Here is a 16,576-nt window from a genome sequence, read left to right as displayed (position 1 = left end):
TTAAGTATTCTGACTGCTGGAATTTGAGACGATGGGCCTGTTCGGCGACGACGACGACGAAGTTCGCTACGAGTACGACGAGGAGTTCGTCTCACGAGTCGTGGCAAACGCCGAGGACGAGACGGTCACCGCGGAGGTCCTCACGCGGACCGACTCCAAGCGCTTCTTCTCGGGGTCGGGGTATCTCCGCGACAAGTCGCTGTTAGCCCACCTCGCGGCCGACGAGCAACCCCACTACGTCTTCCACAGCGAGTCGGGCCTCATCACGACCAGCGACGGGTCAAGGCTCGAACCCGGCACGGACTACCGGACCATCGCGGCGTTCACCGAGGAGCGCCTGTTTCTCGTGGTCGGCCAAGCGTCGGGCGACGAGTGCCGGTCGGCCTACTACGACGACATCACGGGCTTCAACGTCAAGAACGCAAACAGCAGGTTCGTGGTCGAAACCGACGACGAGGGCTACATCTTCGACGTGGCCGAACCCGTCGAGGAGCGCCACCTGCTCGACCTCATCGAGTTTCTCATCTTCTACACCGACATCGAGACGTGGGACTTCCCGGAAAACTGGCACTCGGGCATCCAGCGCAGACGGGCACAGCGCCTGAGCAGTCGGGCACAGGGCGCGTTGGACATCGACAGACTGGAGGGTCTCCTCGAACCGCTGGGCGAGGACGAGCAACCCCACTACCTGATTCCGGCCTCCAGCGTCACGGTCGAGCATCTGGAGAACGCTTTCAAACCCATCGACCGAATCGTGGTGACCGACCGCAGACTGCTCCTCAACGGCGAGGAGACCACCTACCGGTTCGAGGACTTCGAGGCCGACGACGAGGCCGAATTCGACACGGCCATCCCCTACAGCGCGCTCGACTGGATGGAGGGCCGGAGCAAGGACGGCGAGAGCGGGACGCTGGTCGTCCGCCAGACGTGGGGGCCGGTCTGTCGGGTTCACGTGCCGGAGTCGGCCGTCGAGGAGTCGCGGTCGGGTGCCGAGGACGTCGTGGACGCCATCCAGTACGTCCAGCGCCAGATTCTGACGAGTCGCATCGACTACGACGACACCGACCCGCTGGAGCGCATCGAGCAGTTGGGGAAGTTGAACCGCGCGGGGTACATCGACGACGACGCCTTCGAGGCGGAGAAGCGGTCGCTTCTGGATAATTAGGACGGTCTCTCGGGTGAAGCCACGATTTTGCGTTTTCGACCGGGCGATTTCGACTCGGTGAGTTCCGTTGCGTAGCGCGCGATGAGGGAGGAACCCGAGAAAAACAGGAAATCGAGAAGAAGCTAGCTTCAGACTTGAACAACGCCGTCTACCGCACCGCTACCGCGAACCTCACACCTCCCCAACCTCCTCGTTCGCGCCGGAAGACAAACCGCGTCTTCCGAGCCCTGCTTCGCTACGCTCAGCAGGACTTCGCTCACTCGTCCCTCGCGCGCGAGGAGCGGCGCTTCCGCGCCGCTCCCACACGCGCCGATACGCAGAGGATTATTTCTTTAGAAATTGTTCTGTTGTCTTTACCATTTGAAAACACGTCTATACTCGGCGACAACGGAAATCAACCACCACCGAATTTACGACCTAACCGAACATGTTCGGAACACCCTATTCCGCGACGGAGGACGTACTCTCGACCATGACCACAGACACTCGGTCCGCCGAGCGACCACCGAGCGGTGCCGACGACTCCCCCGACGAGGACACCGCCGACCCCGAGCAGACCACCGTCGAGGTCCGGTGTACCGGCCACGTCCGGACCGCCATCGGGGAGTCGGACCTCGCGTTCACCTTCGAGGGCACCACCCTCCGGGAGTTCCTCGACGCCTTCTTCGCCGAGTACGACGTGAAAGACCTGCTCCTCGCGGAGACGGACGCCGACGCCTCGACCAGCGGGTGGGCCGACGCGCCCGACGACCTGCCCGGTACGTGGAAGAAGAATCCCGAGGGCGAACAGACCCGGACTTACGCCCGCGTGACGGTCAACGGCACGTTCAACGAACACCTCGCGGGACTCGACACCGAACTCGGCGACGGCGACCGGGTGGGACTCATGTACCCCTTCATCTTCTGTTGTTGACATGGCTGTAGCCGAGACGGGGGCCGACGAGTCGCCATGAGCGCCGGAGTCGTCTCCCGGTGGGCGCGGCGCTTCGTCGCCGCCAGCGCGGTGTTCCTCGTCGCGTGGCAGGTCGCCGCAGTCGCCGGCACGCCCAGAGACATCCGGGTCGCGCTCGCAGTCCACGGTTTCGTTCTCCACACCGTCTTCGGCAAGGCCTACTCGCTGGTGCCCTCGTACTTCGACCGCACGCTGGCCGTCCCCCGAGCGCCGATGGTCCACCTGCCGCTGACCGCGCTCGGTGCGGTCGGCCTCGCGCTCGCGCCGCTCCCCCGAATCCCCGAAATCGCCGGTCTCGTCGGCGCGCTCCTGTGGTCGGCGGGCGTGGTCGTCTTCGTCGCTGTGCTGGCGTGGACCCTCCGGGACAACCCGACCGGCAGAGAGACCGGCACCGGCGAGGCCAACGCCGACCGCCGCCAAATTGACCGCTTCGCCAACGCCTTCGTGCCGGTCGTCTTGGGGTACCTCGTCGTCGGTAGCTACGCGACCCTGACCGGATACGCGAGTGTGCAGACGATTGGAGTCGCCCGCGCCGCCCACCTGCTGGCCGCCGGGACCGCTGGCCTCCTGCTTTTCGCTGTCGGGTTCCGGCTCTTTCCCCGGTTTCTGGTCGCCTCGCCGCCCAAATCGCTCGTTGCGGTCGTCCTGCCCGCCGGGGCTGTCGGTCCCGCTGTCCTCGCGTGGGGCCTCTACCGAGGAGCGTGGTTCCGCGCCGGCGCACTGCTCGAAGCGACCGCCGTGGTCGGGTTCGCACTGGCTTACGCCGTCCTGTTCGCTCGCTCGGAGCGCCGCCGGGTCGGCTTCTACGCGGTCCTCGCCGGGGTCATCGCGGGCGTCCTCGGCGTGCTGGTCGGTCTCCACTTCGCGTGGAACGGGGTCGCGCCCGCCCTGATTTCGGCCCACTTTCGGCTCAACGTCCTCGGTCTCCTCGGGTTGACCATCGTGGGCGCGACCTACCAGTTCTACCCGCCGACGGTCGGCACCTTCCGCGGGGCCTCGGACCGGACCGCGCTGGCGTCGGTCGCGCTGATTGGCGTCGGCTTGCTGGCCGAACTCGGCGGTGCGCTGGCCGACGCTCCCGACCTCCTGCTCGCCGGACGAGTCAGCGCGCTCGCCGGAGCGGTCGTCTTCGCCGGCCTCGTCCTCGGGGTGTTCGCCGAGCGATAACGTGCCCTACTCGCCGTCCAACCGCTTGGCCATCTGCACCTCGTCCACGAGTTCGCCCTCGACTTCGTAGTGGTCGGCGCGGGTCGCCTCGCGCTCCCACCCGTGTTCGTCCAGCATGTCGAGGGCGGCGTCGTTGGTCGCCGGGAGGCTCTGGTAGACCTTGATGCAGTCCTCGTCGTCGCCCCACGAGATTCCGCGTTCGAGGAGCGTCCCGCCGATTCCGTTTTCTCGGTACTCCGGGGCGACCCCGACCGTCAACTCGGCGGTGTGGCTCCGGGCCGGGAGTTCGAAGCCGTGGACGTGGACCCAGCCGACGATTTCGCGCTCCGACTCCCTGTCCTCCGATTCGTCACCCGCCGACTCGCCGCCCGCCGGCCGAATCTCGGCCACGAAGAACATCCGGGACTCGCGCTCGTTGAGCCGAATCAGCGCCCCCTCCTGCTCTATCGCATCCGCCACTCGCTCGTCCACCACGATTGCGCCCTCGTCGGCGACCTCCCGGATGCGGGCCGCGATGGCCTCGCGGTCGTCCTCGTCGGCGGGCCGGACCACGTACTCGAAGCCGTCGGTCTCGTGAATTTCAGTTTCCTCGTCGGGTTCGACGTAGAGTCGTCCGTCGCGCTCGGTCAGCGGCCCCGATTCGAGGAGGTCGTCGATGTACTCGTTGAACTCCGCGACCGGTAGCCGGGCCGGCGACTCGGTACCCGACCGGGGCGGCTTAGCCCCCGCCGTCTCCTCGACCCGGACCTCGTCGCGGACCTCCTCGCGGGTGGCCGACCCGTGGCGCTCGACGTACCGGTAGATTCGCCCCTCGACGTCGCTGTCGAACTCCAGTTGCGGTGTTCCCATGTCGCCCCGACCTACGCCAGCTGTCCTCATGGTTATTGAGTCGATAAGAGCGAGTATGCGGTAGATACGTTTGACCTATTGCTTTTCCTCGTGTCACACAGACGGTCGCTGGAGAAGCGATATACTTCGAGATTCACTCCCCCGCCGCGTCGAGCGTAGATTCGAGGCTTACGGCGATTTCTGAACCGGGGTCCCAGTCACCTGCATCGAGCCAGTCGGCCACCTGTTCGAGTGCTTGGTTCGCAAGCGGCGTCGATACCGAACCGCAGCATTCGATGAGTTGGCGCTCGTTGGTCCCGACACACGTGATGATGTTTCGGGCAAGCTGGTCGGCCCCGGCCTCACCGACCAGTTTCGACAGCAGGCGAAGGATGTCGATAATTTCCTCATCTTGACACGGTTCTGCGTCGTGAACGCGTAACCAGAGCGCGTCGGTTGCCCGCTCGTCGGGTGTCTCTGCGAGTATCGTCCGTGTTTTTCGCCTTATCCACGGATTCTCGTGGTAGTAGAGAAGGTCGATGAATCGCTTTCGGGCGAGTTCGTCCTCGCTATCGAATAGAGCTTCAATTCTCGGAGCGAGACACTCCCTATCTCGGACGACCGCCGACGTCCGCGGGTCGTCTGGGACCGACTGGTAACTGAACAGGTACGCATCAATGGCGTCCTCGGACCGCTTGAAGCGGAATGAGTCCAGGTCGCCGGCCATTCGGTAGAACTCGATTGCTCTCTCTGCATCCTCCAGATACCGGTCGAAGAGGTGACTGAAGTCGGTCTCGGGATTCCGAGTACTCGCATAGGACCGGAGCGTCTCTGCGAGCGGAAGTGGCCTGACGATTCCAAGCGGTCGAACTGCGTTCTCGCTATCGTCGTACGCAGTAACTCCGATACCGCTTTCGAGATGATACGCGAACGTAGACCACGTTGCATACTCGCCGAGGAGGACTGCGTGGTCAAGCCAATCTTGAGTACGTCCCGCGAGGAGAGGAACGATTGCAATGGCGGCGTCGGTCCGGTGTCGTTCCTCGTCAGTCCATTCGACGGCGAGCGAAGAGACCGGCGTCCCGTCGGTCGTAGAAAAATAGTATCGGTCCGTCTCCGCTTCGCCGTCACTCTCAACGGTAAGTTCACACATCGAGTCGGGATAGGCGGATTCGGACGGTGGTTCGTCAAGTTCCGGGACCCAACGCTTCTCCGTCATTCGCACTCACTCTCCAAGAGGCCGCGTGCGGTCTGACTCACAGTTTCGTCGTCTCCGGTAGCGAGCTTTTTTAGTTTCTCCGTCGCCCGCGGTCCCCCGATCTCACCAAGTAACTCGGCCGCTCGCCGGCGCACTCGCCGGTCGTTGTGCGCGTACAGGCCAACCGTAATCGAATCAACTGCCTCACCCTCTGGAACTGGAAGCTCGTCGGCTTCCTCAACAATATTGCGAAGCAAGGTCACCCATTTGGCCGCGAGGTCATCCCGGAACTCCCAACCGGTTATCCCCGTATCGAGAAGTCTCGAATCAGGCTTTTCTATCATTCGGTTGAGTGTCTCTTCCCGAAGTTCTGTTTCTCCGAACAGCGTCTCGTAAGCAGCTACGGCGAGCTCGTCGTCTTCGCTCTCGCGAACCCACGAAAGGACTGTTTCAAGCGTATCGGAGTCGTAGAGTTGGGGCTGTGATCGGGGAAATTTCGAGAGGCACCAATCACACAGGAGCCATTCGAAAGCCCGTAACTCTCGATAATCATCGAGAGCAACGGAAGACGAGGACTCGTAGATCGCAATCGCTTTTCGGGCGATTGATAGGGCCGCCCGTTCACGCTCCCCCTCTGCGTCGAAGTGCGTGGTCTTGCGGCAGTACGTCACGAGCGCCCATGCAAGTGCAGATTTCTTGATCGGCGTCGGCGGGCGTTCATCTGGAGTTCCATTCCCTGTTTTCCAGACGAAATACACGGTGTCTTCGTCTCGTGGTAGCGCCCACCATTCGTCGTACTCGAAGGTGAATATCCTTACTGGTTGCCCCGCCAAGAACGTCGGTATCGACCGCAACGCTGGCGTGAAACACCACTCGAAAGAAAAGACACTACGAGTGAATGATATCGTTCCCGGAAAATCAGGAACCGGAGTCGTATCGAGCGTGACCGAGAGTTCACCGAGTGGATGGGTCTTCCCTGACTCGTCTATCTCTTCGCTCAGTTCGAACGAAAGTGACGAAACTACTCCCATGAACGAAAGTAATACAATAACGTTGTTACCTATTTCTCCTGGACGTGCCGGACCGTGCTGGCGATACCCCGGGTACTCTCGGCCATCTCCGGCCCGGACATCTCGGCGCGGCCGACGGCGAAGGCCTTCGGTCCCTCGATAACCACCTCGTCGCCGACCCGGATGTCGTCGTCCGCGTCCACGACGCCCGGCGCGAGGACGCTCCCGTGAGGAGCGAAGGCGTCGATTTCGACGCGCTTGGTCGGTGCGTCAGATTCGACCCACTGGCGGGCACCGGCGAGGGTGAACGAGAGGACGCCGTACTGGGGCACCATCGCAGAGAGTTGCTCGCCGTCGTCGTCGTGGACCCGGAGTTTGGGGTACCGGGCCTCGGTCTGGATGCTGTCGAACAGGTCGTCTCCGGCCCCGTCGCCGAGTTGGTAGTCGGCGATGGCCCGGACCGTGTTGTGCTGGCGCTCGCGCTTGCCGTACTTGAGTTCGCCGTCGAGAGTTCGCATCAGGTTGCCCAGCGACTCGGTGGTGGTCGGGTGGTCTTCGACGGTGTACTCGAAGTCCATGCCGAGTTCCGATTCGACGCGCTCGCAGACCTCTCGGTAGCCCTCCGGCGGGACGTGGGCGATGACGCGGGGGTAGTCGTTGCGTTCGAGGTAGCGCCGCAGAACCTCGGCGACGAACTGCTTTTCGTCCTCGGACCAGCGACCCGTGACCACCGAATCGTAGTGCTGGGCCGGGTAGGTCAGTTCGAGTTCCTGCGGGACGACGCCGATGGGCGAGGTCATCGAGACGGTGTGGGCGCGGAACTGGATGGCGTCGTGGAACTGGCCGTGGCTCTGGGACTCGCTGTAGGGTTTGGTCGCCGAGCAGGGCACCAGCACGAGGGGGTGGTCGAAGCGATTCTGGTAGCGAGTCGTCACGCGGTCGGCGAACCGCTGGATTTCGACGCGCTGGAGGGTGTCCTCGGTGGTCGCCGAGAGTTCGGCGTCCCGGATGAGGGGCGTTCGCTGTTCGACGTAGCTCCACTGCTGGTCGAACTCCCGGAAGGCGGCGGTCAGCCACTGCTCGTGGCGGGCCTGCCCTTCGATGTAGTCCCGGAGTCGCCCGGACCGAACTCGCTCGCGGACGATTCCCAACTCGGCCCGGAGGGCGTTGACGTTGTGGTCGGCGCAGTCCTGCCGGGTGAACTCCGAGATGGGTTGCTGGCAGGCCGGACAGGCACAGGGGAGTTCCGAGAGGTTGTCGAGGAAGTGGAGGCCCTCGGAGGTCAGGTATCTGCCCTGCGTTCCGGCGACGTAGGCCCCATCGGTGTCCACCAAATCGACCCCGGCGTAGACCAGCGTGGCGACGTTCTCCGGCGTGGCGACCCCCGGCAGGTAGAGCGCGCTGTCGGCCGGGATAGCCTCCTTCGTCTCGACGATGGCGTCCTTGAATCCCGCGCCGTGGCCGACGAACCCCTGCGCGCCGGAGAGGACGTAGGCGTCGGCCCCGTAGTCGTCGGCAGTTTCGGGCGCGACGACGGCCGCGCTCGGGTAGTCCACGTCGGGGTAGTCGGGCGCGAACGAGTCCATGACTTCCTCGTCGGTTCCGCTGGGGAACCCTCGGTGGGGGAGGACGGTGAGGTTCTCCTCGCTTCCCTCGGGCAGTTCGCGGTCGGCAGTCCAGAGGCTTCCGGCGTCGGCGAGAAAGTCGTCCGCAATCGCGGGCGTCGTCACGGGGTCCGCGAGGCGCAACTCGGCGATTCGCGCCGCGCCGTCGCGGTCATGAACTTCGAAGTAGTCGGTCATACCACCGGTTCGGGGGTCGATAGGCAACTATCTTGCGAGTCCTCGGCGTCGGATTTCGTGTTCCGTGTTTTCGACTACGGGCGCGGACGCATCGTTACTGTAACTCTCGGCACGCCGCGAGCGTGCCTCGACAAACAAATGTCTTTCAGTGTATTGAACATCAAAAGAGTGCTCTTAGAAATAATTATGAGAGTGAAAGACGGCTAGAATTTACTCCGCGAGGTCAACCGTGTCGATTCGCTCGGGGACCACCTTCAGCGCGCTCTCGGGCCAGTCGTGGTAGGCCAGCGTGAATTCTGTCTCGGGGTTAGCCTCTACGAGTCGGGCGATTCCCTCCGCGGCCGAGCGGTACCCCTCGGCGTCCATCTCCTCGGGCACCTCGGCGGTCAGCGGGTACGTCTCCGAGAGGTCCCGCGGGAAGGGACCGAACGGGGCGACGACGCGCCACGACTCGTCGTAGCGGTCGCTCCGGCCGCCCTCCGTCAAGAGGACCTCGCCCTCGGGGTTCAGGCGTTCGAGGCGCTGGTGGTGGCGCACGACCTCGGGTCTGCGGGCGCTCTCGCCCGAGAGGTAGAAGAAGGCCCCTTTCGACACCGAGTCCTCGCGCTCCAGTTGGTCGGCGTGGTCGGTGAGCGCGCGGTAGCCGTCGAGCATCGCGGGGTGAGCGCGAGCGCGAGTCTCGACCAGTTCCAGCAGATTTCCGGCGCGGAGCGCCTGCTTGACCGTCCGCATCTCTTGGAAGGTGACGTGCAGGTTGTGTTCGGCCAGTAGCTCCTCGCGCTCTCGGTCGGCCAGACTCCGCATCTCGGCGGGGGTGTACTCGGCGCAGACCGGACACGAGCAGGGGAAGTAGTCCAAATCGTCCATCTGCTCGGTACCCCGGACGGTGAGATACCGGTCGTCGCGGGCGTAGAGGGCGTAGGCCGCCGAGTCGAACAGGTCGCACCCCATCGCCACCGCCAGCGCGAACATCATCGGGTGGCCCGCGCCGAACAGGTGGACCGGCGCGTCCGCGCCCAGACCGCGCTTGGCCCCGGCAACCACGTCCACCATCTCGGCGTAGCGGTAGTCGTTCATCAGCGGGACGACCGCACCGACCGGGAACACGTCCAAGTCGGTGGCCTCGGCGTGGCGACCGGCCTCCTCGCGCAGGTCGGGGTAGGTCGAACCCTGTACCGGCGCGTTGACCAGCATGTCGCCGACCTCGACGCCCTCGGCGACTTCGAGGCGCTCTTGGGTCGTGGCCAGTTCGTCCTCGGCCTCCTCGCGGGGCACGTCCGGCGGCGTCGGGATGTCTACGGGCGTCCCGATGTCGCTCCCGATGTCATGCTGGAACTGGAGGATTTCGGGGGTGGTCACGTCGATTTCGCCGTACTCGGCCAACTGGAACGACCCCGAGTCGGTCATGATGGCTCCGTCGAAGTCCAGCACGTCGTGGAGGCCCCTGTCGAGCGCCTCCTCGCGGTAGTCGTCGCTTCCGTAGAAGATGTAGGAGTTCGTAATCAGAATCTCCGCGCCGAACTCGGATTCGAGGCGCGAGGGTTCGACGGTTCGGACGTGGGGGTTGATGACCGGTAGGAGTGCGGGGGTCTCGACGGTCACGCCGGCACGCGGGACCGAGAGTTCCCCGATGCGACCCAGACCGTCTTGGTCGCGGATTTCGAAGTGGTCTCTCATTGGCGCGGAATAGCCCGAGGACGAGGGTAAGGGTTCCGTTCTCCCGCGTCGGTCCGGTTCCGCGCCGGACTGCAACTCGTCCTATTCGTCTGCGGTCCCGAACGCCTCGTAGTAGAGCAGTCCGAGTGTCGTCCGCCCGTCTCGAATATCGCGCTCTCGGATATGCTCCCGCAGTTCGTCCAGCGTGGTCGTGTCCACCCGAATCGACTCGTTGTGGTCCAGTTCCTGCTCGGCGGTCGGGGTACACCCGCGGGCCACGAAGAAGTGCAGGACCGAGTTCGCCACCCCGTTTGCCGGTTCGACGCTGGTCAGAAACTCCACGGTTTCGGCCTCGTGACCGGTCTCCTCGCGGAGTTCGCGGCGGGCCGCCGACTCCCGGTCGTCGTCCTCGGGTTCCATTCCGCCGACCGGGAGGCTTCGGTTGACCCGCCGGACCGCCTGTCGCCACTCCTCGATGACGACGACTTCGCCGTCGGGGGTGAACGGGAGGACCACGACGCTCTCGGGTTCCGAGAGGTAGTCGAAGTCGGTTTCGGTGCCGTCCGGGAGGCGGACCTCCTCGCGGCGCACGTCGAATCCGGGACACGAGTAAGCGACCTCCGAATCGAGGAGGTCCCACGCGAGTTCGTCTCGGTCGTCGCTCATACAGCGGGGTTCGGCCCGGAGAAAAAAGGTGCTTTGCTACTCTACGATTGGCCTCGGAGAGGTGACGCCGCCCCGAGACAGATTTAATATACCGCTTACTGGTTTATAGCATGCTCACAGCTGTTTTCGACCCTGCGATTCGACCGACGATGCTTCGCCGTGCGGGCGTTTTCCGCAAAATCCAGTTCGGCGGCCGGACGAGAGCGGCCGGGTCGGTCGGTAGGGAAGTCGAATTGGGGAAGTCTGGGTTTGGGACCCGAGCGACGATACCGGGGTCTCCTCGCGTAGCGAAAGCGACCCCGGAATCTCGAACTAGTTGCTGGATTACCATTCTCTGTCGAGGTGATTTGGCGTTTCAGTGGTGTACTCCTCGGCGCGCGCAGTTCTACGCGCGCCGACGAGAGCATTGCGGAAACGATAGCCGATAGCGCCGACTGGACGAGTGCCGGCACTCGGACCGAACCCCGCGAATCAGTCGCGCTCGGGAACAGCGGCCCGGCGTCGGCGACGCCGGTCTTTCCCGGTCTAATCCCCGGTTTCAGGGTGGCGAGTTGGGATTGCGGGCGACTGACTCAGCGGGTCCTCGCACTCTCCGGTCGAAGGGGTAGCTGGTAGTCGGCCCCCAGCGCGCGAGGAGGTTCGAAGCGGTCAGTGGTCCTCGTCCGCGGACTCGTCTCGGCGAATCTGGTCGCTGGGTGTCGTTCCGTCGGCGTCGTCGGTCGAAGATGGTCGTCGGTCTCCGTGAACGCGGCCTGCGATGTGGCCCGAACCGCGTTCTACCGCGGGTCGCACCCCACTACCGCCGCGATAAACCGTATGTCGAGATAGCAATTCTGCGGTGGTCGCGTTCCGAGCGGTTCGCGTCCACCCGTCGAAATAACGGGGAAAGAAATACGATTCGTTGCTTAGCTGATATACTTGTGTCTAATAGTCGTGCAAATATTTCTTAGACTGATTCTCACCGAAAAAGGACCGGCTTGAATCTACGGGGTCTCGGCCTCGGCGGTCGTGGCGCGGCGGTCGGTCTCGCGGGAACGATAGGCGTTGTAGCCCGCCAGCACCGCGACCAGCGCGCCGGTGAGGACGTCGCTCCAGAACGACGCGGCCCCGGTCGTCTCGAAGACGAACGGTGCGATGACCATCCAGAGGCCCAACAGGGCGACCAGCGACGCGGCCCCGGTGTTGATACCCCGGTCGTCGGACTGTATCGCGTTGTAGCCCGCGATGGTCCCGATTGCGCCGCCGACGATGATGTCGTTCCAGAAGTTGGCGTCCGGCATCGGCGAGAAGACGAACACGCCGACGATGAGCCACGCGCCGAGCAGTGCGGTCGCGGCCGAGATGTACCCCCCAGTGTTGTCGCTGTCCGTGGTTGTCTCACTCATGGTCGAACCCCCAATGGAGTTGGGTCCCGAGGAGAATAAATCGAACGCCCCGCCGGAGGACACTTCTTCGTCCCGGTCCCAGACTTTCGGCGGGGGAACACTGTGTCATCCGTACCTGCGATTATCGACATCCGAGACGACTTGGAGCGTGCCCGCCAGCACACCGACGAGGAGGTCGCAGACGAGTTCGAGACCGTCCGGGACCGACTCGACGCTTTCGCCGACCGGGACCTCGCCGACCGCGAGGGCGTCCTCGACGAAATCGACAACGAACTCCTCCGGATGGAGGAGCTATTGGACGACGAGGCCGGCCGCGCGGTCCGGTCTGCGCGCAATCGAATCCACGTCTTCCGCGACTCGCTGTCGGGGACCGACGAGGACTTCGCGGTCGTGGACTACGGCGTCCACCAGCACGAGGAACCCGAGTACGAGGGCGTCCTCCCGGTCGGCCAAGCAACCCTGAGCGTCACGGTTGCTAACACCGGCGACGACGCCGCCTACAACGCGGTGTCGGTCGTCGAAGCGAACACCTGAGACCGTCTCCGGCGCGAGAGTCGGACTCGCGTCCGACCGCAAACCTTTCGGCCACGCGCTTCCGGGTTTTCGGCATGGTGCTTCCAGAGGGTTTCGCGCTCCCGCCGCTCCCGTACCTCGTGGGCCTCCTCGCGGCGGTTGCGCTCGTCGCCGGGGCGCTCGCCCGGTCGGACCCCCACGTCTCCGACCGGACCGTCCTCGCGCTGACGCCGTGGGTCGTCGTCGGGTCGAGCCTCCACGTCCTCCACGTCTTGGAGTGGGTGCCCGAGGTCGTCAGCCCACTGCTCGGGACTCCGGCGGTCTACCTCACGACCTTCGTTCCGGCCGGACTGGTCTGGTTGACAGCGATACGGACCGACATCGACCCCGCGAGGCCGGTCGTCGCTGTCGGCGTGCTGGCCGCCAGCGCAGTCGTCGCCTACGCCCTCGCCCGAGGTGCTGGCGGCCTCCGACTGTTCTGGCCGCTTGTGGGTGCCGTCCTCGCCTTCCTCCTCGCCGGGATTCTCTGGGGTGCGACCCGGTGGACCCATCCGAGCGTAACCGCCGCGACCGGCGCGACCGGCGCGCTGGTGCTGTTCAGTCACTCGCTCGACGCGGTTTCGACCGCGGTCGGCGTGGACCTGCTCGGATTCGGCGAGCGCACCCCCATCTCGCGGGCCGTCCTCGACGTTGCGGCCTCGCTTCCGACAGCAGAGACCTTCGGCGTCGGATGGCTGTTCGTCCTCGTGAAACTCGCCATCGCCGAGGTCGTGGTCGTCCTCTTCGCCGATTTCGTCCGCGAGGACCCGACCGAGGGGTACTTGCTCCTCGGGGCGGTCGCCGCGGTGGGCCTCGGGCCGGGGGTTCACAACCTCCTGCTGTTCATCGTGACGGGGTAGGGGACCGAAATCGGTGTGTTTCGCGGGTATTTAATTTTGTTTCGTGCGCGTACCTGCGCGAGATGACAAGCGCCCGCGCTCCATGGCGCTTTCCACCGGCGAAAGCCTGATTCCACAAACCCCTGTTTGGGTGGACTGAAAGGGGCCGCTCGGTCGCGGGCTTTCTAAAACATCGTTTTGTCGGCCCTGACGACCTCGGTTCGGACCAGCGAGGAAGAAACTCACTCGTCACCTAGCCGACCCACCAGCGTTTTGACGGCCGGGTGCATACCGTGGCGGTATGTCGCTCGCAAATCGCCGCCCCAGTCGCCAGCCATGGTCGAAGTGATAACCGCCGGCCACGTCAACTGGGACGTGACCCTCCAAGTGGACGCCCTCCCGAAGCCGGACGGCGAGGCCCGAATCGACGCCCAGCGGCGCTCCGGCGGCGGAAGCGCCGCCAACGTCGCCGTCGCGCTGGCGGGCATGGAGTTCGAGACCGGACTGGTCGGGAGCGTCGGCGACGACGAAACCGGCGAGTTCGTCCGCCGAGGACTCACCGACGCGGGCGTGGACTGCTCGCACCTGCTGGAGGTCGAGGCCCGCGAGACCACCACGAAGTACCTCATCGTGGACGACGAGGGCGAGGTCATGGTGCTGGGCAACGAGGGCGCGAACGAGGCGGTCACGCCCGCCGACGTGGACCCCGAGTACGTCACCAGCGCCGACCACCTCCACCTGACTAGCCAGCGCCCCGACACCGCGGCCGAGTTGGCCCGGACCGCGACCGAAGCGGGCGTGAGCGTCTCCTTCGACCCCGGCAGGCGACTCGCCGAGCGCGACTTCGGCGAGGCGCTGGCCTACTCCGACGTGGTGTTTCTCAACGACCGCGAGGCCCGGACGATTCTGGACAGCGACCTCGAACACCCCTCGTCGGAACTCCACGGTCGCGTGGTCGTCATCAAGCACGGCGAGGAGGGCGCGCAGGTCGATACCCCCGAGGCGTCCATCGACCACCCCGGATTCGACGCCGAGGTCGTGGACACCACCGGCGCGGGAGACGCCTTCGCCGCGGGGTTCCTCGCGGTGCTTCTGCGCGACGGGAGCGTCGTCGGCCCGACCGCGGACTACGAGCGGGCGCTTGAGTTCGCCAACGCCTGCGGTGCCTTGGCCGCGATGGAGGAGGGCGCGCGGACCGCGCCGACGTTCGAGGACGTTGGGGCGTTTCTGGACGGGCAGTTTTAGCTTTCTTCGCCGGGCGGGAAGGGGAGTTCGCCGGTGTCCTCCTTCCGAATCACGTCGGCGGCGAATAGTTTCACTTCGTCGAGCAGGTCGGCCTCGTCGGCGAACGTCCGGCGCGTGACGTTCCACCGGTCGCCGACAGCGCCTATCATCGCACTCCGAATACCCTTTTCGTGGGCGAACAGGATGCGTTCGCGCTGGCGGTCGGTCATGTCTTCGAGGACGGCCCCGACCTCGATGCCGACGCCGAGGTTCTTTCCTTCGTGGGGGACGACGAACAGCACGACGTTGCTCGCACGGGCGAATTCGAGTGTCTGGGTCCCGGCGTCCATCTCGTCCAGTGGGATGTCGGGGTCGGTGGCGAGGAAGGCGTTGAACCCCTCGCGCCGAAGGCCGTCCCGGACGATTTCGAGGAAAGCGTACATCTCCTCGTTCTCGGTGACGTGGGACTTGTACGGCCCCATCACGTAGACGAGAAAGCGCCAGTGGGTGGTGGAGTCGAGGGTGTCGAGGAGGCGGTCTCGCATTCGTTTTCGGTCGATGTACTGCGTCTATTTATAAATAGCGGCTGTTTCAGCGGATGTTGACTCAAGAAGTGTTAAGGGTTATTAGAAACATGTGGAAGCATGTGGGAACGTGTGAAAACATGTGGGGACATGTGGAAACATTCGTCCCTAACTAACCCGGTTAGAATGGAGTAAACATGGCCAAAGCAGAACGCTACGACCCCCCGAAGCTCCCCGAGGAGAGCGTCCTCGAACTCGAAGACTACCTCGCAATGCAGAGAGCGGTCAGCGAGGAGACCCGGTACCGAATCGTCGCGGAACTCCTGCGAGAGGGCGAACTGAGCGCGAGCGAACTCGCCGACGCCCTCGACATCCCCTCGAACAAACTCCACTACCACCTCGACAAACTGGAGGCGGTCGGCGTCGTGGGCAATCGCTTGGAGAAGGAGCGCGGGGCCGACGGCCTCTACTCCTACTACGTGGCAACCTCGCTCGGTGAGGCCGTAATGCAACACGGCATCGGCGAACTCATCCGGACCGAGTGGGACATTCAGGACCGATACTCCTGACCGCTGGCCTTCGTCGTCGGCTTCGAGGGCACTCTCTGTTTGCCTAAAGATTAAAATTTTGTTCTAAAGCATTGTATAGGGGTCTTTATCGGTCTCTCCTCGGAGTTGCCGGCCCCGACGCCGAATCCTCACGCTTTTTCTCCCTCTCCCGACAACGTTCGCGCATGGCGAAACAACCCCATCTCCTCGTCGAGGAGGGCGACCTGAACGACATCGCGCTCATCCCCGGCGACCCCGGTCGCGTGGACCGCATCGCAAACCTCTGCGATAGCTCCGAGGTCGTCGCCGAGAACCGCGAGTACAAGGTCGTCAACGCCGAGTACGAAGGCACCGAACTCACCATCTGCTCGACCGGAATCGGCTGTCCCTCGGCCGCAATCGCGGTCGAGGAACTCGAAAACGTCGGCGTCGAGACGGTCATCCGCGTCGGGACCACCGGTGCGCTCCAAGAGGGCATCGAAATCGGCGACATGATTATCGCCACCGGCGCGGCGAAGAACGAGGGCACCAGCAAGCGCTACGAGGACGTGGAGTACCCCGCAGTCCCGGACTACGATGTCCTCACGTCGCTCGTGGACTCCGCGGAAGCGAACGACGAGGAGGTCCACGTCGGTCCCATCGCCAGCGACGACGCCTTCTACGCCGAGACCGAGGAGTACGTCGCCGACTGGGAAGAAGCAAACATCCTCTCGGTCGAGATGGAGGCCGCCGCGGTCTTCTCGCTGACCCGCCGCAGAGGCATGGCCGCCGGAGCCATCTGCACGGTGGACGGCAACCTCGTGGAGGGCACCCAGAAGGGCGAGACCGAGGACGAAGAACTGCCCGAGAAGGCCAAGAACAACGTCGAGCGCGCGATTCGGATTACGCTCGATGCTGTTGTCGAACTGGCTGAGTAAGTCTTCACCTGTTTTTAATAGCTGGCGACCAGCAGAATCGAGGTGGTCGTGTCTTCTTGAAGCCCCCGGCCGGTCGCGGTCGCTGAGCAGGATATTCGGCGCGTTCTCAGCACCACCCACGCGCCGAATAGTGGCCTACTCAG

Annotated in this window: 17 protein-coding genes; 8 read left to right on the top strand and 9 right to left on the bottom strand. The window is 64.4% G+C overall.

Annotated features, from left to right (window positions below; genetic code table 11):
- The first annotated feature begins 31 nt into the window (after positions 1–31).
- From P2T57_RS09405 to P2T57_RS09395, 3 genes are all read left to right on the top strand, one after another.
- Complete coding sequence (locus P2T57_RS09405; RefSeq protein WP_276298940.1) at positions 32–1,165, top strand: PH domain-containing protein; 1,134 nt, start codon at positions 32–34, stop codon at positions 1,163–1,165.
- Positions 1,166–1,637: 472 nt separating this feature from the next.
- Positions 1,638–2,078: a MoaD/ThiS family protein gene (locus P2T57_RS09400; RefSeq protein WP_276298939.1), complete on the top strand. Its 441-nt coding sequence runs from the start codon at positions 1,638–1,640 to the stop codon at positions 2,076–2,078.
- A gap of 36 nt (positions 2,079–2,114) precedes the next feature.
- The gene (locus P2T57_RS09395; RefSeq protein WP_276298938.1) at positions 2,115–3,284 is read left to right on the top strand and encodes a hypothetical protein; all 1,170 of its coding nucleotides are present in this window, start codon (positions 2,115–2,117) and stop codon (positions 3,282–3,284) included.
- Between the two features lie 6 nt (positions 3,285–3,290).
- On the opposite strand, the gene P2T57_RS09390 is transcribed toward P2T57_RS09395, so the two are convergent.
- The 8 genes from P2T57_RS09390 to P2T57_RS09355 all read right to left on the bottom strand — a co-directional run bounded on the left by P2T57_RS09390 (position 3,291) and on the right by P2T57_RS09355 (position 11,829).
- Complete coding sequence (locus tag P2T57_RS09390; protein WP_276298937.1) at positions 3,291–4,133, bottom strand: GNAT family N-acetyltransferase; 843 nt, start codon at positions 4,131–4,133, stop codon at positions 3,291–3,293.
- A gap of 133 nt (positions 4,134–4,266) precedes the next feature.
- Complete coding sequence (locus tag P2T57_RS09385; RefSeq protein ID WP_276298936.1) at positions 4,267–4,839, bottom strand: hypothetical protein; 573 nt, start codon at positions 4,837–4,839, stop codon at positions 4,267–4,269.
- Positions 4,840–5,327: 488 nt separating this feature from the next.
- Positions 5,328–6,341, bottom strand: coding sequence for a HEAT repeat domain-containing protein (locus P2T57_RS09380; RefSeq protein WP_276298934.1), 1,014 nt, complete (start codon positions 6,339–6,341; stop codon positions 5,328–5,330).
- 29 nt (positions 6,342–6,370) lie between these two features.
- Positions 6,371–8,122, bottom strand: a complete 1,752-nt coding sequence (arcS, locus tag P2T57_RS09375; RefSeq protein WP_276298933.1) for an archaeosine synthase subunit alpha — start codon at positions 8,120–8,122, stop codon at positions 6,371–6,373.
- 210 nt (positions 8,123–8,332) lie between these two features.
- Positions 8,333–9,799 carry a tRNA guanosine(15) transglycosylase TgtA gene (gene tgtA / locus P2T57_RS09370; RefSeq protein ID WP_276298932.1) on the bottom strand — a complete coding sequence of 489 codons (1,467 nt, stop codon included), beginning with the start codon at positions 9,797–9,799 and terminating at the stop codon, positions 8,333–8,335.
- Positions 9,800–9,880: 81 nt separating this feature from the next.
- Positions 9,881–10,444, bottom strand: a complete 564-nt coding sequence (locus P2T57_RS09365) for an NUDIX hydrolase (protein ID WP_276298931.1) — start codon at positions 10,442–10,444, stop codon at positions 9,881–9,883.
- Between the two features lie 648 nt (positions 10,445–11,092).
- Complete coding sequence (locus P2T57_RS09360; RefSeq protein WP_276298930.1) at positions 11,093–11,236, bottom strand: hypothetical protein; 144 nt, start codon at positions 11,234–11,236, stop codon at positions 11,093–11,095.
- Positions 11,237–11,427: 191 nt separating this feature from the next.
- Positions 11,428–11,829: an SPW repeat protein gene (locus tag P2T57_RS09355; protein WP_276298929.1), complete on the bottom strand. Its 402-nt coding sequence runs from the start codon at positions 11,827–11,829 to the stop codon at positions 11,428–11,430.
- Between the two features lie 102 nt (positions 11,830–11,931).
- On the opposite strand from P2T57_RS09355, the gene P2T57_RS09350 reads away from it, so the two are divergent.
- The 3 genes from P2T57_RS09350 to P2T57_RS09340 all read left to right on the top strand — a co-directional run bounded on the left by P2T57_RS09350 (position 11,932) and on the right by P2T57_RS09340 (position 14,465).
- Positions 11,932–12,363, top strand: a complete 432-nt coding sequence (locus P2T57_RS09350) for a DUF7553 family protein (protein WP_276298928.1) — start codon at positions 11,932–11,934, stop codon at positions 12,361–12,363.
- Positions 12,364–12,437: 74 nt separating this feature from the next.
- A complete protein-coding gene (locus P2T57_RS09345; RefSeq protein WP_276298927.1) occupies positions 12,438–13,241 on the top strand; it encodes a DUF63 family protein in 804 nt (267 codons plus the stop codon).
- Positions 13,242–13,556: 315 nt separating this feature from the next.
- Positions 13,557–14,465 carry an ATP-dependent ribose-1-phosphate kinase gene (locus P2T57_RS09340; protein WP_276298926.1) on the top strand — a complete coding sequence of 303 codons (909 nt, stop codon included), beginning with the start codon at positions 13,557–13,559 and terminating at the stop codon, positions 14,463–14,465.
- Here the strand turns inward: P2T57_RS09340 and P2T57_RS09335 are convergent.
- Positions 14,462–14,989 carry a DUF7509 family protein gene (locus P2T57_RS09335; protein ID WP_276298924.1) on the bottom strand — a complete coding sequence of 176 codons (528 nt, stop codon included), beginning with the start codon at positions 14,987–14,989 and terminating at the stop codon, positions 14,462–14,464. The genes P2T57_RS09340 and P2T57_RS09335 overlap by 4 nt on opposite strands.
- A gap of 176 nt (positions 14,990–15,165) precedes the next feature.
- On the opposite strand from P2T57_RS09335, the gene P2T57_RS09330 reads away from it, so the two are divergent.
- The gene (locus P2T57_RS09330) at positions 15,166–15,537 is read left to right on the top strand and encodes an ArsR/SmtB family transcription factor (protein WP_276298923.1); all 372 of its coding nucleotides are present in this window, start codon (positions 15,166–15,168) and stop codon (positions 15,535–15,537) included.
- Positions 15,538–15,701: 164 nt separating this feature from the next.
- Positions 15,702–16,433: a nucleoside phosphorylase gene (locus P2T57_RS09325; protein WP_276298922.1), complete on the top strand. Its 732-nt coding sequence runs from the start codon at positions 15,702–15,704 to the stop codon at positions 16,431–16,433.
- Positions 16,434–16,576: the final 143 nt, after the last annotated feature.

Source organism: Halorussus lipolyticus, from assembly GCF_029338375.1.
Taxonomy (GTDB): domain Archaea; phylum Halobacteriota; class Halobacteria; order Halobacteriales; family Haladaptataceae; genus Halorussus; species Halorussus lipolyticus.
This window is presented reverse-complemented; position numbering and strand designations above follow the sequence as displayed.